The organism is Mesorhizobium sp. B263B2A, from assembly GCF_020165775.1.
GTDB lineage: Bacteria > Pseudomonadota > Alphaproteobacteria > Rhizobiales > Rhizobiaceae > Mesorhizobium > Mesorhizobium opportunistum.
In genome coordinates this window covers 127,652-147,467 of record NZ_JAIUIU010000011.1, presented here as the reverse complement: position 1 = coordinate 147,467, position 19,816 = coordinate 127,652, and the positions used below count along the sequence as shown (strand labels likewise).

The window sequence follows — 19,816 nt, the reverse complement described above, 5'->3', positions numbered from 1 at the left end:
ACTCATGGACGGCAAAGGCAATTTGAAAGCCTGTCCTTGATAAAGACGGCCATATCATGGGGCAAGTCGTCGCGTCGGGGCGTTGACAAAGGCGTCGGCCAGTCGAAAGGCCATGGCGCAATATTGGCTTTGCACGTGCGGCCTGCTCTATAGTCTGCCGCATCGCCCGAACCGGACAACTTGCACATGGCAGAGTACTCGGCCCTTTCGCTGCTCGCGAACGCGCTCAAGGGAAACAAGGACTGGAAACCGGCTTGGCGCAAGCCGGACCCGAAGGCGTCCTACGATGTCATCATCGTCGGCGGCGGCGGCCATGGGCTGGCAACCGCCTACTACCTTGCCAAGGAGCACGGCATCACCAATGTCGCGGTGCTGGAAAAGGGCTGGCTCGGCTCCGGCAATGTCGGCCGCAACACGACGGCCGTGCGCTCGAACTACCTGCTGCCGGCCAACACCCGTTTCTACGAACATTCGATGAAGCTGTGGGAGAACCTCTCGCACGAACTCAACTACAACGTCATGTTCTCGCAGCGCGGCTGCCTGAACCTGGCGCACACGCCGGCCCAGTTCGACGACTACGCAAGGCGCGGCAACGCCATGCGCCATCTCGGCGTCGATGCGGAGCTGATGACGCCGGCCGAGATCAAGCGCCTGATCCCGGCGCTCGACATCTCCGGCGATGCGCGCTTCCCCGTGGTTGGCGGCCTGATGCAACGGCGTGCCGGCACCGCCCGCCACGATGCCGTCGCCTGGGGCTATGCGCGCGGCGCCGACCGGCGCGGTGTCGACATCATCGAGAATTGCGAGGTCACCGGCTTCCTGCGCGATGGCGACCGCATCACCGGCGTCACCACCTCGCGCGGCGACATCCGCGCCAAGAAGGTGGCGGTCGCGGTGGCCGGCAGCACGGGCCGGGTCATGCAACTGGCCGGCGTCGAGACGATGCCGATCGAAAGCCATGTGCTGCAGGCCTTCGTCACGGAATCGCTAAAGCCCTTTATAAACACCGTCGTGACCTTCGGCATGGGGCATTTCTACATGTCGCAGTCGGACAAGGGCGGCCTTGTCTATGGCGGCGACATCGACGGCTACAACAGCTACGCGCAGCGCGGCAACCTGCCCGTCGTCGACGAGGTGATGAGCGAGATGCTGGCGCTGTTCCCGGGTCTTGCCCGCGTGCGCATGCTGCGCTCCTGGGGCGGCGTCTGCGACATGTCGATGGACGGCTCGCCGATCATAACCACCGGCCCCCTGCCCGGCATGTATCTCAATTGCGGCTGGTGCTATGGCGGCTTCAAGGCGACGCCGGCCTCTGGCTGGACCTTTGCCTGGACCATCGCCAAGGATGAGCCGCACGACTTCAACGCGCCGTTCACGCTCGATCGTTTCCACCGTGGCCTTGTCATCGACGACAAGGGCCAGGGCGCGAACCCCAGGCTTCATTGAGCAAGGCTGCATTAGGTAGAATTGAATGCTGATCACCTGCCCCTATTGCGGCCCGCGCGACGTCATTGAGTTCACCTACCAGGGTGATGGCAACCGCGAACGTCCCGATCCCGCCTCGCAGAATTTCGAGGCATGGAACGCCTATGTCTACGACCGGCTGAACCCGGCCGGCGACCACAATGAGATCTGGCAGCATTCCGGCGGTTGTCGTGCGCATCTGCGCGTCGTGCGCAACACGCTGACGCATGAGATTTCGAGTGTCGCCTTCGTACGCGGCGACCACGGTTCGGCCGCCCGCCGCAAGGCCGAGGACAAAGCATGAGCCCGCGCCGCACCGACACTGGCGGCCGCATCGACCGGCTGAAGACCATCCGTTTCACCTTCGACGGCGTTGCCTATACCGGCCATGCCGGCGATACGCTGGCTTCCGCACTGCTGGCCAAGGGCGTCACTCTTTTCGGGCGTTCGTTCAAGTATCACCGCCCGCGCGGCCTGCTGACCGCCGGTGTCGAGGAGCCCAATGCGCTGGTGACGGTGCTGAAGGGCGAGGTGCGCGAGCCCAACATCCCGGCCACCATGGTCGAGATCCATGACGGCCTGGTCGCCGTCAGCCAGAACCGCTTCCCCTCGCTTGCCTGGGACATCCACGCGGTCAACCAGCTCGGCGGCAAGATCCTGTCGGCCGGCTTCTACTACAAGACCTTCATGGGACCGGTGGTCGGCCCGCTCAAGGGCACGCGCTTCTGGATGTTCTGCGAGCACTTCATCCGCCGTGCCGCCGGCCTCGGCAGCGCCGGATCGGCGAAGGACCCGGCCCGCTACGAACGCATGAACGCCTTTTGCGATGTGCTGGTGGTCGGCTCCGGCCCTGCCGGCCTGATGGCCGCCAAGGCAGCCGCCGATCAGGGCGCCCGTGTCATGCTGGCCGATCTCGAACCGCGTTTCGGCGGTTCGGCCAACTGGTCCGATGAAATCATCGATGGCGCGCCCGCCGCCGATTGGGCGCGGCGCACCGTCGCCCAGCTCGCAGGCCGCGACAATGTCCGGCTTCTGCCGCGCACCACGGTCTGGGGCTACTACGACAACAATACGCTTGCCGCGCTCGAACGGGTCAGCGACCACAAGGAGCAGCCCGCCAAGGGCGAGCCGCGCCATCGCTACTGGGCGATCCGCGCCAGGTCCGTCGTGCTGGCCACGGGTGCCTTCGAACGACCGCTTGTCTTCCCGGGCAATGACAGGCCGGGCGTCATGCTGGCGCATGCGGCCGAGCGCTATGCCAATGAGTTCGGCGTTCTGCCGGGCGAACGGGTCGCCCTGTTCACCAACAATGACAGCGCCTATCGCGCAGCGGTCGCCTTGAAGAAAGCGGGCGCCGCGATCATTGCCATCGCCGACGTCAGGCCCGAGCTTTCGGCCGAGATGCGCAAGCTCGCCGCGGAAGCCGAGGCCGAACTGTTAACGGGCCATGCCGTCGTCGCCACCGAAGGCGGCAAGGCGCTCTCGGGCATCAAGGTTCAACGTTTCGACATGATCACGGGCACGCTGAGCGACGATGCGCGCTCGATCCACGCCGACTGCCTGCTGGTGTCGGGCGGCTGGTCGCCGACCATTCATCTCGCCAGCCAAGCCGGCGCCAGGGCGGAATGGAACGCAGCCCGGCAGGCCTTCCTGCCGCCGAAGCCCACACAGAAGGGGCCGGCACAACAATGGCCAACACAACAATGGATCGGTGCCGGCGCCTTTACCGGCAGTTTTTCGACGGCCGAAGCCATCGCCGAAGGCCGCGCTACCGGGCTCACGGCGGCCGGTGGAACAGCCACGCCGCCGCCGTTGCCCACTGTTGAGGCCGCACCTGGCGATCCCGATCCGGCGCCTGTTTTCGAGATCAGGGCCAAGGGCAAGAGTTTTGTCGACTTCCAGCACGACGTGACCGCGGAGGATGTGCGGCTGGCGCATCGCGAAGGCTTTGTCTCGGTCGAGCACCTCAAGCGCTACACCACGCTTGGCATGGCGACCGACCAGGGCAAGAGCTCCAACGTCCCCGGGCTCGCCATCATGGCCGAGGCGCTGGGCAAGCCGATCCCGGAGGTCGGCACGACACGCTTCCGGCCGCCCTTCGCGCCGGTGTCGATCGGCTCGCTGGCGGCCGAGCGTTTCGGCGACCTGAAGCCCGAACGGCTGACGCCGATGCATGACTGGCATCTCGCCAACGGCGCGACCATGTATTCCGCCGGCCTCTGGTACCGGCCGATGATCTACGGCCATGCCGGCGAGACGGTCGAGCAGGCCTATGTACGCGAAGCCAAGGCGACGCGCGAAAGCGCCGGCATCGTCGATGTCTCGACGCTGGGCAAGATCGCCGTGCAAGGTCCCGACGCAGCCGCTTTCCTCGACCGCGTCTATACCAACATGTTTTCGACACTCGCCGTCGGCAAGGCGCGCTACGGGCTGATGCTGCGCGAGGACGGCTTTGCCTTCGACGACGGCACCACCTGGCGGCTTGGCGAGCAGGATTTCCTGATGACCACCACCACGGCCAATGCCGGCAAGGTGATGCAGCATCTGGAATATTTCCTCGACGTGGTCTGGCCGGAGCTGAAAGTGCACGTCACCTCGGTGACCGATGAATGGGCCGGGGCCGCGATCGGCGGGCCGAAGGCGAGGCAGATCCTTGCGGCTTGCGTCACCGGCACCGCTGTCGACAATGCGACGCTGCCCTTCATGGGCATCGTGCGTGGCGAGATCGCCGGCGTCCCGGTGATGATCTGCCGGCTGTCCTTCTCCGGCGAAATGGCCTTCGAGGTCTATTCCGGCGCCGGCCATGGCACGCATGTCTGGGAAGCGCTGATCGAGGCCGGCAAGCCGTTCGGACTGGTCACCTACGGGCTCGAGGCGCTCGGCACGATGCGCATCGAAAAGGGCCATGTCACCGGCGCCGAGATCGACGGCCGCACCACGGCACGCGATCTGCATCTCGACTGGATGCTGTCGAAGAAGAAGCCGTTCATCGGCTCGGCGATGATGGACCGCGAAGGCCTGATCGCGGTCGACCGGCTGGAACTGGTCGGCTTGATCGCGCTGGACAATCGGCCGCTCAATGGCGGTGCGCACATCGTCGAGGAGGTTGACGAGGCCAATCCGCACGGCTCGATCGGCCACATCACCGCCTGCTGCTACTCGCCGGCGCTCGGCAAGCATATCGCGCTGGCGCTGGTCAAGGGCGGCAAGGCAAGGCACGGCACGCGTGCCCATGTCTCCGATCCGCTGCGCAATCGCTTCGGACCGGTCGAGATCGTCTCCAACCATTTCTACGATCCGGAAGGGACCCGCATGCATGGTTGAGCGCCAATCCCCCCTTGAGCCGGAGTTTCACACCGGCTCGCATGGCAATTTCGAGCACGGCGTCGAGATCCTCCTGACCGAGACAAGGCCGGGCTCGATCGTGCAGCTCGCCGCATGGCCAGGCGAGGAGAAGAAGCTGATCGCTGCCATCCGCACGGTCACCGGCCTTGCACTGCCTGACGGTGCCGGCGGCGGCTTGAGCGACGGCGTGAAGTCGGTGTTCGGCTTCGCGCCGGGAAAGTTCACCGTGGCCGACGAAGCCGAAGGGCTGGCCGACGCCTTCGCCAAGGCGGTGACACCGGTCATCGGCACGGTGACGGACCTGTCGCATGGCCGCACCGCCATCCGCATCGCCGGGCCGAAAGCCGAATGGGTGCTGGCGAAATTCTTCGCCATCGACTTCGCGCTGCCGGCCTTTCCCATAGGCGCCGGCCGCTCGACCGCACATCACGATGTCTTCGCCCAGATCCAGCGCACCGGCGCCGACGAGTTCGACATCTATGTCTTTCGCTCGTTCGCCCGCTCGTTCTGGAAGGCGCTCTGCCACGCCAGCGAGGAAGTAGGCTACGAGGTGCAGTAGAGCAATTGCTTCTGGCATCAACGCCAGCCGGTTCTGCCGCTAGAGAATCGCGCCGCCAGCGGCCATGGTAGGAAAAACGTGGTCGCCAGATCGACCCAAGGGATAAAAATCCCGTCTCAGACTCGGCGCATTCGTTTGGTTCGAACATCCCCATGACCGCAGAACTATCCGCCGGCGCCACGGATCGCGCCGATGTGTCGGCCCGGGCCTTGCTCCTGCTACCGCTGACGGTCGCCTGCGGCGTGTTCATGACCAGCCTCGACCAGAATGTCGTGGTGACGGCACTGCCCGGCATCGGCGAAAGCCTCGGTCGTCCACCGAGCCAGCTCGGCCTGCTGATCACCGTCTATGTCGCCAGCCTGATCATCTCCATGCCGCTCGGCGGCTGGGCCGCCGACCGCTTCGGCCTGCGCAACGTCTACTGCTTTGCCTTGCTGGTGTTCGCCACCTCGTCGGCGCTCTGCGGCCTGTCCGATGATATCTGGACACTGGTCGGCGCCCGCGCGCTGCAGGGCTTCGGCGGTGCGCTGATGGGCACGCTCGGCCAGGTCGTCATCCTGTCGAGCTTTCCGCGCAGCCGCACGCTCAAGATCAACATGTACATCTCGCTGGCCAGTCAGTCCGGGCCATTGGTCGGTCCGCTCGTCGGCGGCGCGCTGACCACCTACATTTCCTGGCGCTGGATTTTCTTCATCAATGTGCCGTTCGCGCTGGCGGCGACAATCCTTGCCGCCTCGCTGTTCCCGACAGTGACCAAGCCCGTTCGCACGCGGTTCGATTTTCCCGGCCTTCTGCTGGTCGGCAGCGGCATGATCCTGCTTGTCTTCGGCATGGATGCGCTTGCCGCCAAGGATGCCGCCGGCGGCATGATTGCCGGCGGACTGGCACTGGCGGTCATCATCCTGTCGATCGCCTCGCTCTACTGCCTGCGCGTGCCCAATCCCCTGCTCGACCTCAAGCTGCTGCGCATCCGCACCTTCCGCATCTCGTTTCTCACCGGCGGCGGCCTGGACACGATCGGCCTCAGTTCCGTCGCCTTCCTGCTGCCGCTGATGTTCCAGCTCGGCTTCGGCATGAGCGCTGTGGAGGCGGGATCGCTGACCTTCGTTGCCGCGCTCGGCTCGGTGGTCATGCGTTTCTTCATGCCTCGTGTCCTCAACCGCTTCGGCTTCCGCCGCGTGCTGGTCGTCAACACGCCGATCGTCGCCGCGATGGTTGCGGGCTTCGCCCTGATGCAGGCGGCGACGCCGGTCTGGATCGTGCTTAGCTACATCTTCGTTTTCGGTGTCTTCCGCTCGGTGCAATGGGCCTCGACCGGAAACCTCGCCTATTCCGACATCGCTCCCGACCAACTCGCCCGCTTCAGCGCGCTCTATTACATCCTCTGGCAACTGGCGGTGGCGATCAGCGTCGGTCTTGCGGCGGCCATGCTATCGTTCCTGGCCGGCGGCGGGTCTGCCGTGACCAGCGATTTCCGGATCCTGTTCGTGATCGAGGGCGTCATCACGCTCTGCGCACTATCAGCCTATCTCAAGCTGACGCCACAGGACGGCGCCCATGTCAGCGGACATGGCGCGCAGATGAATACGGAATAGTGCCGCAGCCCGTCGCGGCCGGCTATTCGCTGAACGTAACCCATTCCTCGAGCGGCACGCGGTCGGTGCGGAAGGCGTTCTCGGGCTTGGAAATGTCCTCATAGCCCAGCGCCATGCCGCAGACGACGATCTCCTCGTCGGGAATGTTGAGCACCGGCCGGATCTGCCGGTGATAGGGCGCGAAGGCCGCCTGCGGACACGTGTGCAGACCCCTGCCCCGCGCCGCGACCATGATGTTCTGCAGGAACATGCCGTAATCGATCCACGAGCCCTGGTTGAGCCGGCGGTCAATGGTGAAGATCATACCGACCGGCGCGTCGAAGAAGACGAAGTTGCGGTCGTGCTGGGCACGCATCTTGTCGACCTCGCGGCGACCGATCCCGAGCGCGCCATAGAGGCCGAACCCGTTGGCGCGCCGGCGGGTGAGATACGGTTCGAAGAACTGCGTGGGATAGTAACGGTACTCGTCCCAATCGGCCTTCTCGGCACGGATGCCGGAATTCAGGATGGCATCCGATATCTGTTGCTTGGTCTTGCCCTTGGTGACGTAGACCCGCCATGGCTGCATGTTGGTGCCGGATGGAGCGCGTGCCGCAACCGTCAGAATGTCCCTGATCGTCTCGTCGTCGATCATGTCGGGCAAAAATGCGCGCACCGAACGGCGCGATAGGATCGCATCGTCGACGATCTCGGCCTCAACCGCGATTCGAGCCTTACTTTCCAGCATGGGCCGTCCCTTAGCCTGTATCTCGATCGGACGTCCCCACTCGCCGCTCGCGGCGGAGCCTTTGCATGAACCGTCAAAGTCCTGCAAGCAAATCTTGAGCATTGGTGAAAATCTACTTGATTTTTTCATGAGCTTGATTTCTCATGAAATTCGGATGGGAATTTTCATGAAGAGCGCTTTGCCCGCCACGGCCGCACGAACATTTCAGGGGTCCGACGAACGCGTGCTGGCCAGCGACATCAGAGCCTTGCGTCGCGTTCGCGGGCTGACGCTGGCCGAGATCGCGCTGAAACTCGGCCGTTCGGTTGGATGGCTCAGCCAGGTCGAACGTGGCCTCTCGACGCCATCGGTCGGCGACCTCAGGGCTTTCGCCGAATTGTTCGGCGTGCCGATCAGCCTGTTCTTCAGCCATGAGGTGCCTGTCGAGAGCGAGCGCGGCGTGGTGGTGCGTGCCGGCAGGCGCCGCTCGCTTGGCACCAGCGAATCCGGCTTGGTGGAAGAACTCCTGTCGCCCGATCTCAGTGGTAGTTTTGAAATGGTGCGCTCGATCTTCGCGGCGGGCGCGGAGATGAAGACCGAGCAGCTGCGGCCGACCGAGGAAGCCGGCTATATCGCCTCGGGCATTTTCGAGATCGAGATAGCGGGCGTCTGGCACCGGCTCGGCGAAGGCGATTCCTTCCGCTTCGAAGGCAAGCCCTATCGCTGGCGCAATCCAGGCACTGAGCCGGCGGTTGTCATCTGGGTGGTTTCGCCACCGGTCTATTAAGTTTCAAGTCGGGAGAAGAACATGGCGGGTTTGCCAAGCACGGCGCGCGTGGTGATCATCGGAGGTGGCGTGGTCGGTACTTCCGCGCTCTATCATCTCGCCAAGGCTGGCTGGACCGACTGCGTGCTCGTGGAGAAGAACGAGCTGACCTCCGGCTCGACATGGCACGCAGCCGGCAATGTGCCGACCTTCTCCTCGTCCTGGTCGCTGATGAACATGCAGCGCTATTCGACCGAGCTTTACCGGGGCCTGGCCGACGCCGTCGACTATCCCATGAACTATCACGTCACCGGCTCGCTGCGGCTCGCCCATTCGAAGGAGCGCATGCAGGAGTTCCAGCGCGCCAAGGGCATGGGCCGCTACCAGGGCATGGACATCGACGTGGTCGGCGTCGACGAGATCAAGCGCCGCTATCCCTTTATCGAAACGCATGACCTGGAAGGCGCGCTCTACGACCCCAGCGACGGCGACATCGACCCGGCGCAGCTGACCCAGGCGTTGGCCAAGGGCGCGCGCGACATGGGGGCCAAAATCATCCGCTTCTGCCCCGTCACCGGCGTGCGCCGCGAGAACGATGAATGGGTGGTCCAGACGGCGCAAGGCGAAATCCGCTGCGAAATCGTCGTCAATGCCGCCGGTTATCGTGCCGCCGAAGTGGGCCGGATGTTCGGCCGCGAGGTGCCGATGATGGTGATGAGCCACCAGTACATCCTGTTCGAGGAAATCCCCGAACTCGCCGCATGGTCCAAGGAACAGGGCAAGAAGCTGCCGCTGCTGCGCGATGTCGACACGTCCTACTATCTGCGCCAGGAAAAGGCCGGCATGAATCTCGGCCCCTATGAGCGCAATTGCCGCGCGCATTGGGCTGATCACAACGATCCGATGCCGGACGATTTCTCTTTCCAGCTTTTCCCCGACGATCTCGACCGGCTGGAACATTATCTGGCCGATGCCGTCGCCCGCGTGCCGATCCTGGGCACCGCCGGCCTGTCCAAGGTCATCAACGGACCGATCCCCTACGCGCCGGACGGCAACCCGCTGATCGGCCCGATGCCAGGCGTTCCCAATGCCTTCGAAGCCTGCGTCTTCACCTTCGGCATTGCCCAGGGCGGCGGCGCCGGCAAGGTGCTCGCCGAATGGGTTACGCAAGGCCAGACCGAATGGGACATGTGGTCGTGCGACCCGCGCCGCTTCACCTCTTTCGCCGCCGCACCCGACTATTGCGTCGCCAAGGGCATGGAAATCTATGGCAATGAATACGCCATCCAGTTTCCGCGCCACGCCTGGCCTGTAGGGCGCGATCGCAAGCTGTCGCCGATCCACGATCGCATCAAGGCGCTGGGTGCCCGCTTCGACGCTTATAATGGCTGGGAGCGCGCCACATGGTACGCGCAGGACGGCGACGACATCTCCGAGGAAGCCACGCTGACCTTCCGCCGCGACGGGCCGTGGCAGCATCGCGTGCGCGAGGAATGTCTCGCCGTGCGCGACGCCGCCGGCATTCTGGACCTGCCCGGTTTCTCCCGCTTCAACCTTGAAGGCCCAGGCGCGGCCGAATGGCTGAGCCTGCAGGTCACCGGACTGGTGCCGAAGCCCGGCCGCATCGGCCTCGTCTATTTCGCCGACGATAAGGGCCGCATCGTCACCGAAATGTCCGTGGTCCGCCACGACGAGAATCTGATGACGCTGATCACCGCAGCGGTGGCGCAGTGGCACGATTTCGAGTGGCTGAAATCGCGTATGCCGGGAGATGCGACCTTCAAGCTGATCGACCGAACCGAGGAATTCTCCACGCAGATCCTGGCCGGACCCAATTCGCGAAAAATCCTCGCAGAAGTTTGCGACGCCGACCTGACGCTGCCATGGCTGACGCATCAGGAAACGAAAATCGCCGGCCGTTGGGCGAAGCTCGTGCGCGTCTCCTTCGCCGGCGAACTCGGCTGGGAAATCCACACCAGGGTCGACGACACGGCCGCCATCTTCGATGCCATCTGCGCGGCAGGACAAAACCATGGGCTGAAACCGTTCGGCATGTACGCGCTGGATTCGCTCAGGCTCGAAAAAGGCTACCGCACCTGGAAAGGTGACCTGTCGACCGACTATTCCATCCTGCAGGGCGGGCTTGAGCGCTTCGTCAAATGGGAAAAGCCAGACTTCCGCGGCAAGGCCGCACTGCAGAACGAGAAGCAGCAAGGCGTGAAGAAGCGCTTCGTCACGCTGGTCGTCGAAAATCCCGGCGATTGCGACGCACCCTACATGTCGACGCTGTGGCACGATGGCCAGATCGTTGGCGAGACCACGTCGGGCGGCTGGGGCCATCGCATCGACAAATCGATCGCGCTCGGCATGCTGCGCGCCGATTTGACCGAACCCGGCACCGCCGTCGAAGTCGAAATCTTCGGTGATCGCGTCAAGGCGATCGTACAGAAGGACGAACCCCTGTGGGATCCGAAGAACGAGAGGCTGCGCGCATGAAGACGGTCATTCTCACCGATGGCGGCATGGGCCAGGAACTGGTGCGGCGCAGCAAGTCCGAGCCGACGCCGCTATGGTCGGCAAGGGTGCTGATCGACGAACCGGACCTCGTGCGCGGCCTGCACGCGGAATTCATCCGCGCCGGCGCGCGCGTCATCACAATCAACACCTATTCGGCGACGCCCGAACGCCTGGCGCGGGAGGGTGCCGAAGACCTGTTCAAGCCACTGCAGAAGCGCGGCATCGAATTGGCCAGGCAGGCCCGCGATGCAGCCGGCGATGCGACCATCGCCGGCTGCCTGTCACCGCTTTTCGGCAGCTACGCCCCGGCGCTGACCATTTCCTATCAGGAAACGCTCGACATCTACCGCCGCATCGTTGCCGAGCAGGCGGATGGCGTCGACCTCTTCCTGTGCGAGACGATGGCCTCGTCCGACGAAGCGCGCGCGGCGGTTACCGCTGCATCGGAAAGCGGCAAGCCCGTGTGGGTGTCATGGACACTTGCCGACCATGGCGCGCCGCGTTTGCGCAGCGGCGAGACGATAGCCGGCGCGTCCAGCGCGCTTGATGGCCTGACCGTCGCGGCGCGGCTGCTCAATTGCTGCCGGCCGGAAGCGATCGCCGCCGCCTTGCCTGAACTGATCGACCTCGGCGGCCCGGTCGGCGCCTATGCCAATGGCTTCACCTCCACCGAAGCGCTCAAGCACGGCGGCACGGTGGATGTTCTGCACGCCCGCCATGACCTTGGCCCTGATGCTTACGCCGACCAAGCGACCGGCTGGGTCGAAGCCGGCGCTACTATCGTCGGCGGTTGCTGCGAAGTCGGGCCACCGCATATCGCCGCCCTGCGCGACCGGCTCGAGCAGGCCGGCTATGAGATTTCGGGAGTTCAATAATGCCAAGACCATCATCGCGCATTTCCGGTATCGTACCTTCCGGCAAGGATGGCTGGGAGGTTCATTTCGCCGCCTGGACACGCAAGGAAGCTGGCGAAGACATCATCATGCTGTCGGTCGGCGATCATGATTTCGACACGCCCTCGGAAACGATCGAAGCCTGCGTGACCGCGGTTCGCGGCAGCAATCACCACTATACCCCGCTGCCCGGCCTGCCGCGCCTGCGCAAGGCGATGGCCGTGGCATCGAGCGCCTGCACGGGCGTGGAGACGGTGCCGGATCAGGTGATCGCCACGCCGGGCGGCCAGGCCGCCCTTTACGCGGCCGTGCAGGCCGTGCTCGACCAGGGCGACCACGCCATCGTCGTGGCGCCTTACTACGCCACCTATCCCAACACATTCAGCGCCGCCGGCGCCAGTTTCACCGTCGTCGAGACGCCGGCCGAGGATGGCTTCCAGCCCCGCGCCGACATGATCCGCGCGGCGATCAGGCCCAACACGCGCGCCATCCTGATCAACACGCCGAACAACCCGACAGGCGCCGTCTATTCGCGCGAACGGTTGGAACAGCTGGCCGAGATTTGCCGCGAGCACGACCTCTGGCTGCTGTCGGACGAGGTCTACTGGACGCTCGGCGGCGGCGAGCACGTCTCGCCGCGCTCGCTGCCCGGTATGGCCGAGCGCACGCTGGTCATCAATTCCATGTCCAAGAGCCATGGCATGACCGGCTGGCGCATGGGCTGGCTGACCGGTCCCAGCGAGATGATCACGCTGCTGATCAACCTCAACCTGGTGACGACCTACGGCCTGCCGGCCTTCATCTCGATCGCTTGCGCAGAGGCGCTGGAGAACCGCTATGGCGTCAAGGACATCGCCGAGCGCTACGCGGCGCGCCGCACCGTCTTCATCGAGGCCGTGCGCGGCATGAACGATGTCACCGTGCGCGGTTCAGAGGGCGGCATGTATGTCATGCTCGACATATCCAATGTCGAACCCGACGACGAGAAATTCGCCTGGGCCTTGCTCGACAAGGAGAATGTCGGCGTGATGCCCGGCTCCAGCTTCGGCGAGGCCGCCGCCGGCCACATCCGCATCAGCCTCTGCCAGCCTGAGCCCGTGCTGCGGGAAGCAGCGCTGCGGCTGCGCCGTTTTGCTTCCAGCTATCGCCGCGAGGCCGCATGACGACCATCCTCACCAAGGCCATCCCTGCCAAGGCAAGGGCGGTCATCATCGGCGGCGGCGTCTCCGGCTGTTCGGTCGCCTATCACCTCGCCAAGCTCGGCTGGACCGATATCGTGCTGCTCGAGCGCAAGCAGTTGACGTCGGGTACGACATGGCACGCCGCTGGCCTGATCGGCCAGTTGCGCGGCTCGCAGAACATGACGCGGCTGGCGAAATATTCGGCCGACCTCTACGTCAAGCTGGAAGCCGAGACCGAGGTCGGCACCGGCATGCGCCAGGTCGGCTCGATCACCGTGGCGCTGACCGAGGAGCGCAAGCACGAGATCTATCGGCAGGCCTCGCTGGCCCGCGCCTTCGATGTCGACGTGCGCGAGATTTCGCCCAGCGAAGTCAGTGAGATGTATCCGCATCTCAATGTCTCCGACGTCGTCGGCGCCGTGCATCTGCCGCTCGACGGCCAGTGCGACCCCGCCAACATCGCCATGGCGCTTGCCAAGGGCGCGCGCCAGCGCGGCGCCACCATCGTTGAGAATGTGAAGGTGACGAAGGTCCACACCAGGGACGGTCGCGTCACCGGCGTATCCTGGGCGCAAGGTGACGAAACAGGCATGATCGAGGCCGACATCGTCGTCAACTGCGCCGGCATGTGGGCGCGTGAACTCGGCGCCCAGAACGGCGTCACCATCCCGCTGCACGCCTGCGAGCATTTTTACCTTGTCACCGAACCCATCCCCGGTCTCGGCCGCCTGCCGGTGCTGCGCGTGCCGGACGAGTGCGCCTACTACAAGGAAGACGCCGGCAAGATGATGCTCGGCGCCTTCGAGCCGATGGCCAAGCCCTGGGGCATGGACGGCATCCGCGAGGATTTCTGCTTCGACCAATTGCCCGAGGACATGGACCATTTCGAACCCATCCTCGAAATGGGCGTCAACCGCATGCCGATGCTGGCCACCGCCGGCATCCACACCTTCTTCAACGGACCCGAGAGTTTTACCCCCGACGACCGCTATTATCTCGGCGAGGCGCCGGAACTGCGCGGCTATTGGATGGCGACCGGCTACAATTCGATCGGCATCGTCTCGTCCGGTGGCGCCGGCATGGCGCTGGCGCAGTGGATCAACGACGGCGAGGCGCCCTTCGACCTGTGGGAAGTCGACATCCGCCGTGCCCAGCCGTTCCAGAAGAACCGCCGCTATCTCAAGGAGCGCGTCTCCGAAACGCTCGGCCTGCTCTACGCCGATCACTTCCCCTATCGGCAGATGGCAACGTCGAGGAATGTCCGGCGCTCGCCGCTGCATGAACACCTGAAGGCGCGCGGCGCGGTGTTCGGCGAGGTCGCGGGCTGGGAGCGGGCCAACTGGTTCGCCCGCGAAGGTCAGGAGCGCGAATACCACTATTCCTGGAAGCGGCAGAACTGGTTCGACAACCAGCGCGAGGAACATCTGGCGGTCCGCGACAAGGTCGGCCTGTTCGACATGACCTCGTTCGGCAAGATCCGCGTCGAGGGCCGCGACGCCTGCGCTTTCCTGCAAAGGCTCTGCGCCAACGACATGGACGTGGCGCCCGGCAAGATCGTCTACACCCAGATGCTCAACAAGCGCGGCGGCATCGAAAGCGATCTCACGGTCTCGCGCCTGTCGGATACCGCCTACTTCCTCGTCGTGCCGGGCGCCACGCTGCAACGCGATCTCGCCTGGCTGCGCCGGCATGTCGGCGAGGAATTCGTCGTCATCACCGATGTGACCGCGGCCGAAAGCGTACTTTGCCTGATGGGTCCGAACGCCCGAAAGCTGATCCAGAACGTCAGCCCCAACGACTTTTCCAACGAGAACAATCCGTTCGGCACGTTCCAGGAGATCGAGATCGGCATGGGCCTCGCCCGCGCCCACCGCGTCACCTATGTCGGCGAACTCGGCTGGGAGCTCTATGTCTCGACCGACCAGGCCGCCCATGTCTTCGAGGCGATCGAGGAGGCCGGTACCGATGTCGGACTGAAACTCTGCGGCCTGCACACGCTGGATTCCTGCCGCATCGAAAAGGCCTTCCGCCATTTCGGCCACGACATCACCGACGAGGACCACGTGCTGGAGGCAGGGCTCGGCTTCGCGGTGAAGACGGCCAAGGGCGACTTCATCGGCCGTGATGCGGTGCTGCGCAAGAAGGAGGCCGGACTCTCACGCCGGCTCGTCCAATTCCGCCTGAAAGACCCGCAGCCGCTGCTCTTCCACAACGAGGCGATCCTGCGCGACGGCAAGATCGTCGGCCCGATCACCTCGGGCAATTACGGCCATCATCTCGGCGGTGCGATCGGGCTCGGCTATGTACCCTGTCCCGGCGAGAGCGAGGCCGATGTGCTGGCCTCGTCCTACGAGATCGAGATCGCCGGCGAACGTTTTGCAGCAGAGGCGTCGTTGAAGCCGATGTATGATCCCAAGGCCGAGCGAACGAAGATGTAGCGCCCTCTTCCTTCTCCCCGTTCCACGGGGAGAAGGTGGCCCGAAGGGCCGGATGAGGCCCCGCGCCAGCATTCGAAAGTTCGCGCTGCCCCTCATCTGCCTGCCGGCATCTTCTCCCCGTGGAACGGGGAGAAGGACGCTAATTCCCTCAAAACCTTTCCAGCTTCGCCCTCACCTTCCCCAGAAACGCCGCCCTCGATTGTGGCGTCGAGGCATCCATCAGATAATGCGCCAGGAAGAACGTCCGGCAGCGCGTCGCGCAGAGCGCCCGCATGCCGCGCAGCAGGGTCTTGCGCCCGGGTTGGCCGACTACGACGCTCCACCAGGTCGGCGCGCCGCAGGTGGTGATGACGCCGACCTTGGTTACATGCGTCATCAGCGATTTGATCCGCCCCTTGCCCACCGGCAGCTTGAAGGCGACATCGGTCGCCCAAACCCGGTCGAGCCAGCCCTTCAGCATCGCCGGCAGCCCGTACCACCAGGTCGGATAGACGAAGAGGATCGCCTCGGCCCAGTTGAGCAGCTCGAAATGCGGCTTCAGCGCCGGGTCCCGCGGCGCCTGGTTATTGTAGCCGCGCCGCTCGTCGCAGCCCATCACCGGATCGAATTTCTCGGCATAGAGGTCGAGCAACCGCACCTCCCAGCCTCTTTGCGTCAACACCTCGACAGCGGCATCGCGGATCGCGGCGCAAAAACTCTCCGGCACCGGATGGCAATAGACGACCAGCGCGCGCATCAGAAGGCATCCATGCTGGCCGCGGTCTTGGCCATGAAGGCCTTGCGGCTGTCGTCGGTCGACAGGTTCATCGCGTAATGCGCGAGGTATGTCACCGGCGCACCAGGTTTCACGGTGGCGCGCAGCATGCGCTTGATCAGCTTGCGCGGCGGATCGCCCATCAGCATGGCGCGGAAGCGGCTGCCGCCATAGGTGGTGACGGCGGCGACCTTCTTGATGTTGTGCAATGACGGCTGCACCTTGCCGTCGACCAGCTTGAACGACACGCCGGGCAGAAAGACGCGATCGAAGAAGCCCTTCAGGATCGCGGGAAAGCCGTAGTTCCAGACCGGATAGGAAAGCACCAGCGCATCGGCCCGCAACAGGCGCTCGACATACGGCGCCACCGCGTCTTCGGGGCCGCGCTGATTGTGATAATCCAGCCTCTCCTGGTGCGTCAGCCGCGGGTCGAAATCCTCGGCGTAGAGATCGCAGTCATCGACCGCATGACCCGCCGCCGTCAGCCGCTCGACGATCACCCGGTGCAGGCCGGCATTGAAGCTGGTCTCGACCGGATGGGCGTAGAGGACGAGGATGTTCACGGTGAAACATCCCCTATGTTAGCGCGAGGCGCCGCCCTCTGCCCTGCCGGGCATCTCCCCCGCAAGGAGGGAGATTGGCAGCTTGGCCGCTGCGGCCAACCTGCCACGCTGCCAATTAGCGAAAGCGTTGCGGCAGCCCGATCTCCCCCCTTGCGGGGGGTGAGGAGTGGTCCGCGCAGCGGACGGGAAGCCAATTGCTTGGCTTTCCTAGCGACGAACGCCCGGAGCGACAGCGAAGGGCCCGGTCCGGCAGGCCAGAGGGGGGTGTTCAAGCGCGAACCTCTCCTCATCCCACCCTCTGCAGCCCCCTGAACAAAAAAGTCCGCCCCGAACGATAGTCATAATCCGGATTTTCCCAGGCGATCATCTTGCCGGGATTGAGCAGCCCCTGTGGGTCGGTCTCGCGCTTGAAGGCGAGCTGCACCGCGTCGGTCTGCTTCATGCCGCCCTCTTCCAGCGTATAGCGGTGCGGGTTGAAGATCGGGCAGCCATTCTCCTCATGCAGGCGGATGATCCCGTCGAGCCGCGCTTCGGTGGTGAACTTGACCAGCGGCAGGCCGAAACAGGTGATGTTGCCGTCCAGCCGCACGAATTCGAGATGCGAAAACACCTCGCCGGGAAACATCGCATCCATTTTCTCGACCAGCGCCAGCTGCTTTGGAAAAGGATAGAGCGATTGCAGATAGGTGATCGAAGGGTCAACCCGCAGCGCTCTCAGCGTGGTGTGGTTCCAAGCCAGCTCATAGGCCGGCGGCAGACCCTTTTTCTCCTCCAGCGTTGCCGTCGCGGCATTGAAGATCAACTCGCCGCCGGCGCGGCGGGTGAAGGCGAGGAAAGCATCCAACCCATGCCGTGCCACCATGACGACGCAGATGCTCTGCCCTTCCCGTAGGAATTTCTGGTGCCGCTTGAAATAGAGCTGCGGCACGGGCGCGGCGATCGGCGTGATCAGCTTGGTCAGGATGCCGTCCTGGCACGCCAGGGCATTGCCGTAGCGCGCCGCGTCCATGAACTTGTCGAAGCCGACGATGACATCGACCCACTCATAGGCAGCGGTCAGCGGCATCTCGACTTCCGAGATGATGCCGTTGGTGCCATAGGCGTGGGTCACCTTGTGCAAATCCTCGCCGGTGAGTTCGAGCGCCTTCGGTTCGGCCTCCATGGTCACCACGCGCAGGCGCAGCACATTGCCGAAATCACGCAGGCCGCCGAAATTGATCGAGCCGACACCGCCCGAGCCTCCGGCGATGAAGCCGCCGATCGAGGCAGTGTTGTAGGTGGAGGGCGACAGCCGCAACTCCTGGCCGGAATGCGCCCGCGTCGCCTTGTCGATATCGGCCAGGATTGCACCCGGTCCCGTCACGACACGGCCCGGCGCGATCGACTTGATCTCGTTCATCTCGGCAAGATTGAGCACCACGCCGCCGGACAGCGGCATCGCCTGGCCGTAATTGCCGGTGCCGCTGCCGCGTGGCGTCACCGGCACGCCATGCCGGTGACAGGCGGCCAGCACGCGGATCAGTTCGGCCTCGTTCTTCGGCGTCACGATGAGATCGCCGGTGACATGGTCGAGCTGCCGCTTGAGCACCGGGCTGTACCAGTAGAAATCGCGGCTCTTCTGCTGGACGATGGCCGGATTGTCGTCGATCTTCAGCCCTACGAGATCGCGTTTGAGCGCCGAGACGTCCATCATTCCACCATCAGTCCATCAAGTTCGGCATAGTCGGGCAACTGCCGGTCGATCGCGCGCCCGCCGCGCACGACGATGCGATCCGATTCGGGCCGCGACAGCAATTCGGTCCAGCTCCTACCTTTGAACAGGATGAAGTCGGCATCGCCACCGTCGGCAAGCGTGCCGAACCCGTCGAGCCGCATCACGTCGGCCGGCGTTGCAGTGACCGTCCGCGGCCAATCCGCGACCGGGTGATCGAAATGCAGGATGCGCGTCGCCATGCGGTAGACCTCCAGCATGTCGAGGTCGCCATAGGCATAGAAGGGATCACGCGTGTTGTCTGAGGCGACGGCCACCGGAATGCCCCTCGCCTTCATCTCGTGCAGCAGCGTCACGCCACGCCAGCGCGGCGTGGTTTGATCCGTGCGTCGATCCTGCAGATAGAGATTGCACATCGGCAGCGACACGACGGCTAAGCCGGCCTTCGCCACCTTGTCCAACGTGTCCAGCACGTCGAGATCGAGCTGCCGCGCCAGCGAACAGCAATGGCCGACAAGGATCTTGCCCTCGAAGCCGTTCCACAGTGCCGCCTCGGCGATCTTCTTCAGCGAGATCGCGGCGGCATCGTCCGTCTCGTCGGCATGGAAATCGAGGTCGAGGCCATGCTTGATCGCTTGCGCGAAGACCTGGTCGAGCAGCTCTTCCAGGTCCGGCACCATATAGGTGACGACGCCAAGCACCCCCTTGGCCGCTGCAACCCGTTTCGCCAGCCTGTCGAACCATTTTCTGTCGCGCACGCCCTCGATGCCGAGCAGGCAGGCGCCCTGCAATTCGATGCGGCCACGCCATGTCTCGCGCATCGTCTCGAATACCGGCCAGGAAATCTCCTCCTGCGGCGCGACGCTGTCGATGTGGGTGCGCAGCGCCCTTGTGCCATGCGCGTAGGCAGAGCGCAGCGAGAAATCCATCCGGCGCGCCACGTCCTCGGCGCTCCAGCGGGCTGTGCGGTCGGCGCCGGTGGCGTTCAGCGCGCCCATGAAGGTGCCATCCGGATTGGGTTTTCGCGGCCAGATATGGCCCTTGTCGATATGAGTATGGCAGTCGACGAAACAGGGCAGGATGATGCGACCGCCGAGATCGACGCCATCGGCTGGTGCCGCTGCCTGGTCATGCGCGGCAATGCCCGCGATCTTGCCATCGGCGACAGTGATGTCGGCCAGCGCAAAGCCATCGCTGTCGAAGACGGCGGCGAAGCCGGGCGTAACAGACTGATGAACACGTGCTTTGGCAAGGTGGTAGGAACCAGAGGCTGGTATCAAGGCCCGCCCCCCTGTGCCCTGCCGGGCATCTCCCCCTCAAGGGG

Annotated in this window: 15 protein-coding genes; 10 read left to right on the top strand and 5 right to left on the bottom strand. The window is 64.5% G+C overall.

Annotated features, from left to right (window positions below; genetic code table 11):
* The first annotated feature begins 186 nt into the window (after window positions 1–186).
* The 5 genes from LB568_RS18815 (at window position 187) to LB568_RS18795 (ending at window position 6,963) form a co-directional block, all read left to right on the top strand.
* A complete protein-coding gene (locus tag LB568_RS18815) occupies window positions 187–1,446 on the top strand; it encodes a sarcosine oxidase subunit beta (RefSeq protein ID WP_224730950.1) in 1,260 nt (419 codons plus the stop codon).
* A 25-nt stretch (window positions 1,447–1,471) separates the two neighbouring features.
* Window positions 1,472–1,768 (top strand): sarcosine oxidase subunit delta, encoded by a 297-nt coding sequence (locus LB568_RS18810; protein WP_224689726.1) that lies wholly within the window; start codon window positions 1,472–1,474, stop codon window positions 1,766–1,768.
* Window positions 1,765–4,788, top strand: a complete 3,024-nt coding sequence (locus LB568_RS18805; protein WP_224730949.1) for a sarcosine oxidase subunit alpha — start codon at window positions 1,765–1,767, stop codon at window positions 4,786–4,788. Before LB568_RS18810 ends, LB568_RS18805 begins: the two co-directional genes overlap by 4 nt.
* The gene (gene soxG / locus LB568_RS18800) at window positions 4,781–5,368 is read left to right on the top strand and encodes a sarcosine oxidase subunit gamma family protein (protein ID WP_013894948.1); all 588 of its coding nucleotides are present in this window, start codon (window positions 4,781–4,783) and stop codon (window positions 5,366–5,368) included. Before LB568_RS18805 ends, soxG begins: the two co-directional genes overlap by 8 nt.
* A 152-nt stretch (window positions 5,369–5,520) precedes the next feature.
* Window positions 5,521–6,963 (top strand): MFS transporter, encoded by a 1,443-nt coding sequence (locus tag LB568_RS18795; protein WP_013894947.1) that lies wholly within the window; start codon window positions 5,521–5,523, stop codon window positions 6,961–6,963.
* Window positions 6,964–6,985: 22 nt separating this feature from the next.
* Here LB568_RS18795 and LB568_RS18790 read toward each other — a convergent pair whose 3' ends face one another.
* Window positions 6,986–7,690 (bottom strand): nitroreductase, encoded by a 705-nt coding sequence (locus LB568_RS18790; RefSeq protein WP_041164821.1) that lies wholly within the window; start codon window positions 7,688–7,690, stop codon window positions 6,986–6,988.
* Window positions 7,691–7,856: 166 nt separating this feature from the next.
* Between LB568_RS18790 and LB568_RS18785 the strand changes: the two genes are divergently transcribed.
* The 5 genes from LB568_RS18785 to LB568_RS18765 are packed head-to-tail and all read left to right on the top strand — an operon-like array spanning window position 7,857 to window position 15,464.
* Window positions 7,857–8,456, top strand: coding sequence for a helix-turn-helix domain-containing protein (locus LB568_RS18785; protein ID WP_140576132.1), 600 nt, complete (start codon window positions 7,857–7,859; stop codon window positions 8,454–8,456).
* A 21-nt stretch (window positions 8,457–8,477) separates the two neighbouring features.
* A complete protein-coding gene (locus tag LB568_RS18780; protein ID WP_013894944.1) occupies window positions 8,478–10,931 on the top strand; it encodes a GcvT family protein in 2,454 nt (817 codons plus the stop codon).
* Window positions 10,928–11,827 carry a homocysteine S-methyltransferase family protein gene (locus LB568_RS18775; protein WP_013894943.1) on the top strand — a complete coding sequence of 300 codons (900 nt, stop codon included), beginning with the start codon at window positions 10,928–10,930 and terminating at the stop codon, window positions 11,825–11,827. The genes LB568_RS18780 and LB568_RS18775 overlap by 4 nt, the downstream gene beginning before the upstream one ends.
* Window positions 11,827–13,008, top strand: coding sequence for a pyridoxal phosphate-dependent aminotransferase (locus LB568_RS18770; RefSeq protein ID WP_013894942.1), 1,182 nt, complete (start codon window positions 11,827–11,829; stop codon window positions 13,006–13,008). Before LB568_RS18775 ends, LB568_RS18770 begins: the two co-directional genes overlap by 1 nt.
* Complete coding sequence (locus LB568_RS18765; RefSeq protein ID WP_013894941.1) at window positions 13,005–15,464, top strand: GcvT family protein; 2,460 nt, start codon at window positions 13,005–13,007, stop codon at window positions 15,462–15,464. The genes LB568_RS18770 and LB568_RS18765 overlap by 4 nt, the downstream gene beginning before the upstream one ends.
* Before the next feature lie 148 nt (window positions 15,465–15,612).
* On the opposite strand, the gene LB568_RS18760 is transcribed toward LB568_RS18765, so the two are convergent.
* The 4 genes from LB568_RS18760 to LB568_RS18745 form a co-directional block, all read right to left on the bottom strand.
* Window positions 15,613–16,200: an NAD(P)H-dependent oxidoreductase gene (locus LB568_RS18760; RefSeq protein WP_013894940.1), complete on the bottom strand. Its 588-nt coding sequence runs from the start codon at window positions 16,198–16,200 to the stop codon at window positions 15,613–15,615.
* A complete protein-coding gene (locus LB568_RS18755; protein ID WP_013894939.1) occupies window positions 16,200–16,781 on the bottom strand; it encodes an NAD(P)H-dependent oxidoreductase in 582 nt (193 codons plus the stop codon). The genes LB568_RS18760 and LB568_RS18755 overlap by 1 nt, the downstream gene beginning before the upstream one ends.
* 286 nt (window positions 16,782–17,067) lie before the next feature.
* Entirely contained in the window at window positions 17,068–18,471 is a 1,404-nt protein-coding gene (locus tag LB568_RS18750; RefSeq protein WP_013894938.1) for an FAD-binding oxidoreductase, read from the bottom strand.
* Window positions 18,471–19,772: a cytosine deaminase gene (locus LB568_RS18745; RefSeq protein ID WP_013894937.1), complete on the bottom strand. Its 1,302-nt coding sequence runs from the start codon at window positions 19,770–19,772 to the stop codon at window positions 18,471–18,473. The genes LB568_RS18750 and LB568_RS18745 overlap by 1 nt, the downstream gene beginning before the upstream one ends.
* Window positions 19,773–19,816 lie beyond the last annotated feature (44 nt).